Genomic DNA, 10271 nt, shown 5'->3' with positions numbered 1-10271 from the left:
GCTACAACACTCGACGCGCCCACTCCGCTCTCGGTGGCCGACCCCCAGCCACCCGACTCGCCGCCTAACTGTCAACAACCTCCCGGGTCAGTACACCTAGCGCCGCCGCGGGCGTAACATCAGCAGACGTCCATCGACGATCGACCGGCCGCGCGAGCGCGAACGCCGTGCCGCCTTTGGGAGGCCCGCACCGTGGCCGAGCTCCTCGACCGCACCGGCCCGTCACCCGCTGCGCCTGCCGCGGAAGCCGCGATCGCACCGCCCGCCGGCGCTGAGGTCCGCGCGCTGGAGGCGGTGCAGCAGGCGCTGGCCACCCCGCCCGTCGTGCGCACCGCCCGGGCGATGTCGCTGTTCGGCGAGCACGCCGCGGGCTGGCTCGCGCTGGGGCTCCTGGGGGCCGCCGTGGACCGCGGGCGCCGCCGTGATTGGCTCACCGCCGCCGCCGGGGTCGCCGCCGCGCACGGGGCATCGATCGCGGTCAAGCGGGTGGTGCGGCGCCGCCGTCCCGACCACCCCGCCGTGCAGGTACTGGTCGGCACCCCCAGTCGGCTCAGCTTCCCGTCCGCGCACGCCACTTCCACCACCGCGGCCGCCGTGCTCTACGGCCGCCTGCTCGGCACCCGGCTCACCGCCGCGGTCGTGCCGCCCATGGCGCTGTCGCGGATGGTGCTGGGCGTCCACTACCCGAGCGACGTCGCCGCCGGCACCGCGCTGGGCGCGGCGGTCGCGCTGCTCACCGGCCGGGTGACCCGTCGGGAGGTCGACCGATGACCAGTACGGATCTCACCCCGGTCACCGGGGAGCAACCCGTGGTCGCCCGCACCCCGAAGACGGTCGCGCTCGGCCTGCTGCGCACGATGCGGCCCAAGCAGTGGGTCAAGAACGTGCTGGTGCTGGCCGCGCCGTTCGTGGGCGGGCAGCTGTTCACCGGCCGCTCGATCCTGCAGCTGGCCGTGGCGTTCGTGGCCTTCTCGCTGGCCGCGTCGGCGATCTACCTGGTCAACGACGCGAAGGACGTCGAGGCCGACCGGGTGCACCCGAAGAAGCGGTGGCGCCCGATCGCCGCCGGGGTCGTGCCGGTGCGGCTGGCGTACGTGGCCGCGGGCGCCCTGATGGTGGTGGCCCTGGCCGTCAGCGTGCTGGCCACCTGGCAGCTCGTCGCGCTGATCGCGGTCTACCTCGCGGTGCAGCTGGGCTACTGCTTCGGGCTCAAGCACCAGCCGGTGCTCGACATCTGCGTCGTCGCGTCCGGGTTCCTGCTGCGCGCGGTCGCCGGCGGTCTGGCCACCGGCATCCCGCTGTCGCAGGCGTTCCTGCTGTGCGCCGGGTTCGGCTCACTGTTCATGGTGGCCGGCAAGCGCTACGCCGAGATGATGCTCGCCGAGCGCACCGGCGCGAAGATCCGCAAGTCGCTGGAGTCGTACTCGGCGTCGTACCTGCGGTTCGTGTGGGCGCTGGCGGCCACGGTGCTGATCGTGAACTACTGCCTGTGGGCGTTCGAGATCCGCGAGGAGCACCACAACACCGTGTGGTCGACGATCTCGATCGTGCCGTTCGTCGTGGCGGTGCTGCGCTACTCCGTCGACGTCGACAGCGGCAACGGCGGCGCCCCCGACGAGATCGCCCTGCGTGACCGGGTGCTGCAGGTGCTCGCCGTCCTGTGGGTGGCGACGTTGACCATGGCCGTGTACACCGGTTGACCCGCTCGGCGGAGCCCGGCGAGGGGCCGACGCAGCGCGGAGGGACGGCGTCGCTACCCTCGGGAGTCGTGGGTGACGCGCACAAACCGGCCACGTTCGACTCGTTCGACCTCGTCGTCGTCGGGTCCGGGTTCTTCGGCCTGACGATCGCCGAACGGGTGGCGGCCGGGCTCGGCAAGCGCGTGCTCGTGCTGGAACGCCGCTCGCACATCGGCGGCAACGCCTACTCCGAGCCCGATCCGGAGACCGGCATCGAGGTGCACAAGTACGGCGCGCACCTGTTCCACACCTCCAACGAGCGGGTGTGGGAGTACGTCAACCGGTTCACGGAGTTCACGAACTACCAGCACCGGGTCTTCGCCAGGGTCGGCGACCAGGTCTACACGTTCCCGATGAACCTGTCGCTGATCAACCAGTTCTTCGGCCGGTACTACAGCCCCGACGAGGCCCGCAGGCTCATCGCCGAGCAGGCCTCCGAGGTGGAGACCAAGGACGCGAAGAACCTCGAGGAGAAGGCGATCTCGCTGATCGGGCGCCCGCTCTACGAGGCGTTCATCAAGGGCTACACCACCAAGCAGTGGCAGACCGACCCGCGCGAGCTCGACGCCTCGATCATCACGCGGCTGCCGGTGCGGTACACGTTCGACAACCGGTACTTCAACGACACCTACGAGGGCCTGCCCGTCGACGGCTACACCGCGTGGCTCAAGCGGATGGCCGACCACGAGAACATCGAGGTCCGGCTGAACGTCGACTACTTCGACGTGCGCGACGAGATCCCGCCGGGCACCCCCACCGTCTACACCGGCCCACTGGACCGCTACTTCAACCACTGCGAGGGCGAGTTCACCTGGCGCACGCTCGACTTCGAGCGCGAAGTCCTCGACACGGGCGACTTCCAGGGCACCTCGGTCATGAACTACAACGACGTCGAGGTCCCGTTCACCCGCATCCTGGAGTTCCGCCACTTCCACCCGGAGCGGAACTACCGCACCGACAAGACCGTGATCGTCCGGGAGTACTCGCGGTTCGCCGAGCCCGGCGATGAGCCGTACTACCCGGTCAACACGCCCGAGAACCGCGCGAAGCTGCTGCGCTACCGCGAGCTGGTGCGCAAGGAGACCGCGACGGCGAACGTGCTGTTCGGCGGCCGCCTGGGTACGTACAAGTACCTCGACATGCACATGGCGATCGGCTCGGCGCTGACCATGTACAACAACCGGCTCGTCCCGTTCTTCACGAAGGGCACCCCGCTGTCGGGCACCGAGTCGGGCGACGACGACTGATCTTGACCTCGACCGATCCGACCCACCCGGAGGCCACCACCGTGTCCACCACCGCAGCAGAGACCGCGCCGGCGGCCGCCCCCGCCCCGGGCGAGCTGCCCCGCGAGGGACTGCTGCAGCGGGTGATCCTGCCGCGCCTCGGTGACCCGATGAGCGTGCGCGCCCTGTACGTGGACGAGCGGACCGGGCTGCGCCTGACCACCACCACCGCGCTGCCGACCGACCTGCCGGTGAAGCCGGTGCACCTGACCGGGTCCACGGTCGGCGGCGGTCGCAGGCTGCACGCGACCTCGCGCACGTCCGCGGTGATCGACGCCGACAGCGAGGTGTCCTTCGGCGCGTACTTCAACGCGTTCGCGGCGTCGTACTGGCGGCGCTGGACGACGCTCGACAAGGTGCGGCTGCGGCTGGACCTCACCGGCGGCGGACGCGTCGACGTCTACCGCACCAAGGCCGACGGCTCGCAGATCTTCGAGCGCAGCGAGCTGCTCAACGGCCCGGGCCGCCACCAGGTCGACATGGAGCTGGACCTGCGGCCGTTCGAGGACGGCGGCTGGTACTGGTTCGACCTCACCACCGATGCCGATGAGCTGACCCTGCACGGCGGCGGCTGGTACGCCGACTCCGAGCCGGCCGTCCCGGCCCGCATCGCGGTCGGCATGCCCACGTTCAACCGGCCGGCCGACGCCGTCGCCACCCTCACCGCGCTCGCGTCCGAGCCGCTCGTGCTCGACGCCGTCGTCGCCGTCGTCGTGGTCGACCAGGGCACGCAGAAGGTCCGCGACCAGGCCGGGTTCGAGCAGGCCGCGGCGCTGCTGGGCGACAAGCTCACGCTCATCGAGCAGCCGAACCTCGGCGGGGCAGGCGGCTACGCCCGCGCCATGCACGAGGCGCTCGACACCGACTTCGAGCAGTTGCTCTACATGGACGACGACATCCTGCTCGAGCCGGACTCGATCCTGCGGGCGCTGGCGTTCTCCCGGCACGCGCGCACGCCCACGCTGGTCGGTGGGCAGATGCTGTCGCTGCAGTCGCGGTCGCAGCTGTCCACGATGGGCGAGGTCGTGGACCGCAACGCGTTCCTGTGGCGCAACGCCCCCGGCACCGAGCCGCACCACGACTTCGCCGAGCGCACCCTGCGCCAGACCCCGTGGCTGCACCGGCGCGTCGACGTCGACCACAACGCGTGGTGGATGTGCATGATCCCGCGGACGGTCGTGGAGAAGATCGGCATGCCGCTGCCGGTCTTCATCAAGTGGGACGACGTCGAGTACGGGCTGCGCGCCCGGTCCGCCGGCTACCGCACCGCCACCGTGCCGGGCATCGGGATCTGGCACATGTCGTTCCTGGAGAAGGACGACACCAGCGACTGGCAGGCGTACTTCCACTACCGCAACCGGTTGGTCGCCGCCGCGCTGCACGGTCCGGACAACCCGCGGGCCATCCTCGTCGACATCTTCAAGCGCACGCTGCGCCACCTGATGCTCATGGAGTACTCGGCGGTGGCGCTGCAGGAGATGGCGCTGCGCGACTTCCTCGCCGGCCCCGACGAGCTGTTCGCGAACATCGGCACGATCCTGCCGCAGATCCGGGCCAAGCGCGCGGAGTACGACGACGGCCGCCCGCTCGACTCGGCCACCCAGGTGCCGCTCTCCGAGCTGGACTCGCTGGCCGCGCAGTCGTTCCCGGACCCGCCCACGGGGAAGCTGCCGATCGCGAAGGGCCTGGTCAAGAGCGTGCTGCGGAACCTGCGCCCGGTGAACCCCGCCCACCGCGAGGTGCCGCAGCGCAACGTGCCGCACCGGCAGGCGCAGTGGTTCGTGCTCTCTCAGCTGGACTCGGCGACGGTCACCACGCCCGACGGGCGCAGCGTGACGTTCCGCCGCCGCGACCCGGAGCTGTTCCGCTCGATGCTGCGCCGCTCGTTCGAGCAGTTGCGGGTGATCGGCAAGCGCTGGCCGCAGCTGCGGGCGCAGTACCGGGCGGCGCAGCCGCAGCTCACCAGCCGCGAGGAGTGGGTGAAGCGGGTCTTCGAGAAGACCTGGTGAGCTACTGGTCGTCCGGCATCCGGAACAGGTCGTGCTCCTCGGCCCACCGGATCGTCGCGTCGAGGGACGAGCGGACGTGCTGGGCCATCAGCTCCCGCGCCTGCGTGTCCTTGCCGTCGGTGATGGCGTCGGCGATGGCCTCGTGCTCGGCGAGGTTGCGCTGCAGCAGCCGGGTGTTGCCGTCGTAGGCGGCGTAGCTGATGTTGGCGGGCAGCCGGGAGTGGATGTCGCGCAGGCTCTGCGCGAGCTGCCGGTTCCCGGACGCCTCCACGATCACCGAGTGGAACGCGTCGTTGGCCTCGGCCCAGCGGCGGCCGCGGTCGGGTGCCCCCGGGGTGGGGTCGAAGTTGCGCCAGGCGGCGTGCATGCGCTCGATCTGCTCGTCGCTGATCCGCTGGGCGGCCAGGAACGCGGCGAACCCCTCCAGCTCGGCGCGGAGCTCGCCGAGCTCGCGGATGTCGCGGCTGGAGTGCCCGTTCACCCGTGCGCCGCGGTTCTTGACGATCGTGACGATGCCCTGCGCGTGCAGCACCCGCAGTGCCTCCCGGACGGGGGTGCGGCTCGTGCCGAACTCCTCGGCGAGTGCCGCGTGCCGCAGCCAGGAACCCACCGGCTGCTCCCCGAGCAGGATGCGGCGCTGCAGGGCGAGCACGATCTCGTCGCTCTTGGCGAGGTCGCCGTCGTCCGCCACGTGCGCCACCATGGCGCCATCATCGCAGATCTGGATGCAGTTCAGTACGACCGACATCCGAATCGACGAGCTGTGGTCCGCGGTCAACCCGTACCGGGCTACACCGCGGGCCGCTGAGACCGGTGGCCCTCAGTCGTCCAGGCCGTACAGCCGCGCCCAGTTCCCCCGCGACATCAGCTCGCCGGCCGCCTCGCGGTAGCGCTGCGCCACCGCCGGGCCCTCCTTGTAGAGGCGCTTGAGCGCCTTCAGGCCGCGCGCGGCGAGGTCCTTGGTCTTCGCCGCGTCGCGCTCGCGGACTCGGAAGCCCATCTCCGACATGTCGGTGACGATCGCGCGCTTGAACAGCGAGACGTGCCACCAGTGCGCGTCACCGGCGGGCACGAACGCGCTGTCGCGGCCGATCCCGGCGAGCTGGTAGGCGACCCGCTTCGCCCAGGTCGCCCGCGGCATGCCGGGCGTGCCGCGGTCCCGGACGACCTCTGTGTCGCGGAAGTCGCGGGTGTGTTCGGGCAGCTCCGCCATCGCGTGTGTCACCGTCTCCGGATAGGCGGAACGGATCTTGCGGATCTCCGCCGCCGCGGCCACCGAACCGTCGTTCATCGATTTCGGACCCTCGAGGAAGTCCTCGACGGCCTTGATCAGCGTGGCCGCGAGCCCGTAGTGCATCGCGACGAGGTAGTGGCCGAGCAGCGTCGCCAGTTCTTTCACGGTGCGGTGCCCCGTGAACGGCGTGTGCAGCGCAGCGGTGATGAGGGCGTTGCGCATGTTGAAGTACCGGTGCCACTCGTCCCAGTCCTTCCAGCCGAAGTCGGCGTGCCACACGGCGGCGCCGGGCAGCGCGACCGTCGGGATGCCGTGGGCGCGGGCCCGGTAGCCGTACTCGACGTCGTCCCACTGGAAGAACATCGGGAGCGGGTAACCGATCCGCCGCACGATCTCGGCCGGGATCAGGCACGCCCACCAGCCGTTGTACGCGGTGTCGACGCGCCGCTCCTGGACGATCGGTCGGCCCTGCTTGTCGGTGCCCAGGAGGTTGGCCTCCTTGAGCGCGCCAGGTATGGGAAGCCCGGCACGCAGGGTTTCGATGTCGGCGTACTCGGCAGCGATGTGCAGGTAGGCCGGGTGCAGCAGGTTCAGCATCTGCCCGCCGACGATCGTCGGGTGCGTGGTGCACGCCGCGAACGCGGTGAGCCGCACCAGGATCTCCGGCTCCAGCAGCACGTCGTCGTCCATGAGCAGGACGTCGCGGTGCTCCTCGGCCGGGCCGCGGGTGGCGTCGAAGATCGTGCGGGTGAACCCGCCCGCACCGCCCAGGTTGGGCTGGCGCACGTAGCGCAGCTTGCCGCCCAGGGCCGCGGAGACCTCGGCGAAACGGGTCCGTGACTCCAGCGGGTCGGTGCCCTGGTCGACGACCTGCACGTGCTCGACGGTCGTGAGCGCTTCGGGATCGTCGGCGAGCGCCTGCATGGTGTTGAGGCAGTCCTCGACCCGGTTGAACGTGCAGATGCCGACCACCGTCGGGGCCGGGGTGCGCGGCGCGGCCACGCTCCAGCGCACGTCCGTGACGGTCAGCTCACCCCTCTCGGTGGTGAACTCCAGCCACATCCCCCCGCCGTCGACGAACCGGTCGATCTTCCCGACCAGGCGCACGACCCACCCGTCGGCGTTCTCGACGTCCTGCGCGTCGACGATGCGCCAGACCTTGTTCGTGTCGGACGCGTAGAGCCGGACCCGGCCGGTTCCGGTGACGGTCGCGGACGCCTCCACCTCGGGGATCGCGGTCCAGCGCTGCCAGTAGGTGGCGTGGAAGCGGCCGAAGTACGTGTTGGTCGTCACCCGGGTGGCCGGGGAGAGCTCCACCGTGCGCCGGGTGCGGCGGGCGGCGCCGCACTCGACCTTGCTGTAGAGGTCCTCGGGGACGAGCGCCGACGGGCCGAAGAACAGGCCGCGCTGCACGAGCAGACGGCCGGGGGCGTCCTGCCCCCGGGGTTCGGCCGCCCGATCGGCGAGGGTCTCCGTGTCGTCGGGTGTGCGCAGCATCGGTTGAGATGTCCTCACAGCTGGGGGAAGGGCCCTGGACCCACCCATTGTGCTGGTGACCGCGGCATCAGCCGTGGGCCGGGTCGTCGCGCGGCGTGTCACCGTCAGTACGCTCGCTCATCATGACGGTGACCACCGCGGATGGACGGACACGTTCCGTGGTGCGCCCGGCTGCGACGGGCCTCGCCCTGCCGGCGGCGGCCGCGGTGGCGGCGATCGCGGCGTTCCTGCTCGTGCACGACGCCCTCATAGATGACGCGCACATCACGATGAGCTACGGCCGGAACCTCGGCCTGCACCTGCACTGGGGGCTCATCCCGGACGAGGTGGCCAACAGCGCGACCTCGCCGCTCAACGTGCTGCTGCTCGGCGCGATCACCGCGGTGGTCCGGGACGGCGTGGTCGCGGTCGGTGTGTTGTTCGTCGCGTCGATCGTCGTTGCCACGGTCTGGCTGCGCACACTGGCCCGGCAGTTGGAGCTCTCCCGGTGGTTTCCGGTGCTCGCCGTGGGGCTGCTGCTGGTCAACCCGCTGATGCTCTCCACGGTCGGGCTGGAGCCGTACCTGTGCGCGGCGCTGGTGGCCGGGCTGTTGCGCTACGGCACCGCGGACCGGCCGGTGGCGTTCGGGCTTGTGGGGGGTCTGGCCGTGCTCGCCCGGCCCGACCTGGGCGTGCTCGTCGCGGGGATCGCGCTCGTGCTGCCCGGGGTGCGCCGTCGCCTGCTCCGGACCGCTGCCGTTGCGCTGGCGGTGGTGTTGCCGTGGTGCGTGTTCAGCTGGTTCGCCCTCGGCTCTGCGGTGCCCGACACACTGGTCATCAAGGCGGGATCCGCGAGGTGGGGAGGCCATGAATTCTGGACCGGTCCGCTGCTGTACTACGGTTACATGCCGCGAGCGGCGCTCATGGCCTTCCTGCCGGCGCTCGCGGGCGTGCTCGTGCTGCTGGTCGTGCTCGTGAGCCGGGTACGCGCGCGGTGGGTCCCGTGGCAGCATGCGGCCGCGGCGGTGGGGCTGGGTGGGATCGCCCATTACGGTGTCTACGGGCTGCTGCACACCTCGCCATACCACTGGTATTTCACGCCGCTGATCATCTGTGGGATCCTTTCCGCGGCTATTGCCGTCGCGGCGTTGCGCGGCTGGCGAGCGATGGCTCCTGTCATTTTCGGGGTGCTGCTGGTCGGCGGGTCGCTGGCCGTCGACCTGGGCCACGGGCTGCCGTGGAAACGGGCCGTCATAGAGACGAACTGGGCGTCGGCCGCACAGTACGAGCGCATCGGCAAGGACATCGCCGCGGCCATGCCCGGCGCCACCATCGAGAGCCCTGGCGAGATCGGCACGATCGCCTACTACTGCGAGTGCCCGATCGTCGACCAGTTCTCCGACCGGGGGCGCGTGATCGCCGTGCTCAACGAGAAGGAGAAGAACGCCGGCTGGCTCGTCCGGTTCCTGATCCGGCTCAACTACGCGAACCTGGACCGCAGCGAGCGGCCGCGACCTGTCGACGCACGCCTTGTGTACCAGAGCGCATTGCTCCCGGACGGGCCGCTGCAGTGGGAGGCCAGGCACTGGGCCGAGCCTGTGCCCGGGCGCCTGGTGCTGGAGCGGACCCCGAACTCATGAAGGGCATCGTCCTCGCCGGCGGCAGCGGCACCCGGCTCCACCCGATCACCCGCGCGGTGTCCAAGCAGCTGCTGCCCGTCTACGACAAACCGATGATCTACTACCCGCTCGCGGTGCTGATGCTGGCCGGTGTGCGGGAGATCCTCGTCATCTCCACCCCGCACGATCTCCCGGCGTTCCGCCGCCTGCTCGGTGACGGCGGCGAGCTGGGGCTGCGGTTCAGCTTCGCCGAGCAGGCCGCGCCGAACGGGCTGGCCGAGGCCTTCCTCATCGGCGCCGACCACATCGGCGACGACGCCGCCGCGCTGGTGCTGGGCGACAACATCTTCCACGGTCCTGGGTTCAGCGGGATGCTGCGCGAGGCCCGCGCGCAGATCGCCTCGGGCGAGGCCGGCTGCGTGCTGTTCGGCTACCCGGTGCGGGATCCGCAGCGGTACGGCGTCGCCGAGGTCGACGAGACCGGCCGGCTCGTCTCGATCGAGGAGAAACCCGAGGTGCCGCGCTCCGACCAGGCGGTCACCGGCCTGTACATGTACGACAACGAGGTGATCGAGATCGCTCGCGGGCTGCGGCCGTCGGCGCGCGGCGAGCTGGAGATCACCGACGTCAACCGCACGTACCTGGAGCGCGGGCGGGCGAAGCTGTTCCCGCTGGGCCGCGGGTTCGCGTGGCTGGACACCGGCACCCACGAGTCGCTGCTGGAGGCCGGGGAGTACGTGCGGGTGCTGGAGAACCGGCAGGGCATCCGCATCGCGTGCCTCGAGGAGATCGCGATGCGGATGGGCTACATCGACGCCGAGGCCTGCTACGCGCTGGGACAGCGGCAGGCCTCGTCCGGGTACGGGCGGTACGTAATGGACGTGGCGACCACCTTCGAGGGAGCGTGA

8 protein-coding genes are annotated in these 10271 nt (G+C 70.8%); 6 read left to right on the top strand and 2 right to left on the bottom strand.

Going from position 1 to position 10271, the window contains the following annotated elements; all coding sequences use genetic code 11:
• Nucleotides 1–192: 192 nt before the first annotated feature.
• The 4 genes from BUE41_RS10625 to BUE41_RS10610 all read left to right on the top strand — a co-directional run bounded on the left by BUE41_RS10625 (nucleotide 193) and on the right by BUE41_RS10610 (nucleotide 5034).
• Nucleotides 193–771: a phosphatase PAP2 family protein gene (locus tag BUE41_RS10625; RefSeq protein ID WP_073456844.1), complete on the top strand. Its 579-nt coding sequence runs from the start codon at nucleotides 193–195 to the stop codon at nucleotides 769–771.
• On the top strand, nucleotides 768–1700 hold the full coding sequence (locus BUE41_RS10620) for a decaprenyl-phosphate phosphoribosyltransferase (protein ID WP_073456843.1): 933 nt from the start codon (nucleotides 768–770) through the stop codon (nucleotides 1698–1700). Before BUE41_RS10625 ends, BUE41_RS10620 begins: the two co-directional genes overlap by 4 nt.
• A 68-nt stretch (nucleotides 1701–1768) precedes the next feature.
• A complete protein-coding gene (gene glf / locus BUE41_RS10615) occupies nucleotides 1769–2986 on the top strand; it encodes a UDP-galactopyranose mutase (protein WP_073456842.1) in 1218 nt (405 codons plus the stop codon).
• A 2-nt stretch (nucleotides 2987–2988) separates the two neighbouring features.
• The gene (locus tag BUE41_RS10610; RefSeq protein WP_234997150.1) at nucleotides 2989–5034 is read left to right on the top strand and encodes a glycosyltransferase; all 2046 of its coding nucleotides are present in this window, start codon (nucleotides 2989–2991) and stop codon (nucleotides 5032–5034) included.
• 1 nt (nucleotide 5035) lies between these two features.
• Here the strand turns inward: BUE41_RS10610 and BUE41_RS10605 are convergent, their stop codons facing one another.
• Together BUE41_RS10605 and BUE41_RS10600 are read right to left on the bottom strand one after the other, a co-directional pair.
• Nucleotides 5036–5737 (bottom strand): GntR family transcriptional regulator, encoded by a 702-nt coding sequence (locus tag BUE41_RS10605; protein ID WP_073456881.1) that lies wholly within the window; start codon nucleotides 5735–5737, stop codon nucleotides 5036–5038.
• A gap of 117 nt (nucleotides 5738–5854) precedes the next feature.
• The gene (locus BUE41_RS10600; protein ID WP_143172081.1) at nucleotides 5855–7765 is read right to left on the bottom strand and encodes a glycosyltransferase; all 1911 of its coding nucleotides are present in this window, start codon (nucleotides 7763–7765) and stop codon (nucleotides 5855–5857) included.
• Between the two features lie 122 nt (nucleotides 7766–7887).
• On the opposite strand from BUE41_RS10600, the gene BUE41_RS10595 reads away from it, so the two are divergent.
• Together BUE41_RS10595 and rfbA are read left to right on the top strand one after the other, a co-directional pair.
• Nucleotides 7888–9384, top strand: coding sequence for a hypothetical protein (locus BUE41_RS10595; RefSeq protein WP_143172080.1), 1497 nt, complete (start codon nucleotides 7888–7890; stop codon nucleotides 9382–9384).
• Nucleotides 9381–10271: a glucose-1-phosphate thymidylyltransferase RfbA gene (gene rfbA, locus BUE41_RS10590; RefSeq protein ID WP_073456839.1), complete on the top strand. Its 891-nt coding sequence runs from the start codon at nucleotides 9381–9383 to the stop codon at nucleotides 10269–10271. Before BUE41_RS10595 ends, rfbA begins: the two co-directional genes overlap by 4 nt.

Source organism: Pseudonocardia thermophila, from assembly GCF_900142365.1.
GTDB lineage: Bacteria > Actinomycetota > Actinomycetes > Mycobacteriales > Pseudonocardiaceae > Pseudonocardia > Pseudonocardia thermophila.
This window is presented reverse-complemented; position numbering and strand designations above follow the sequence as displayed.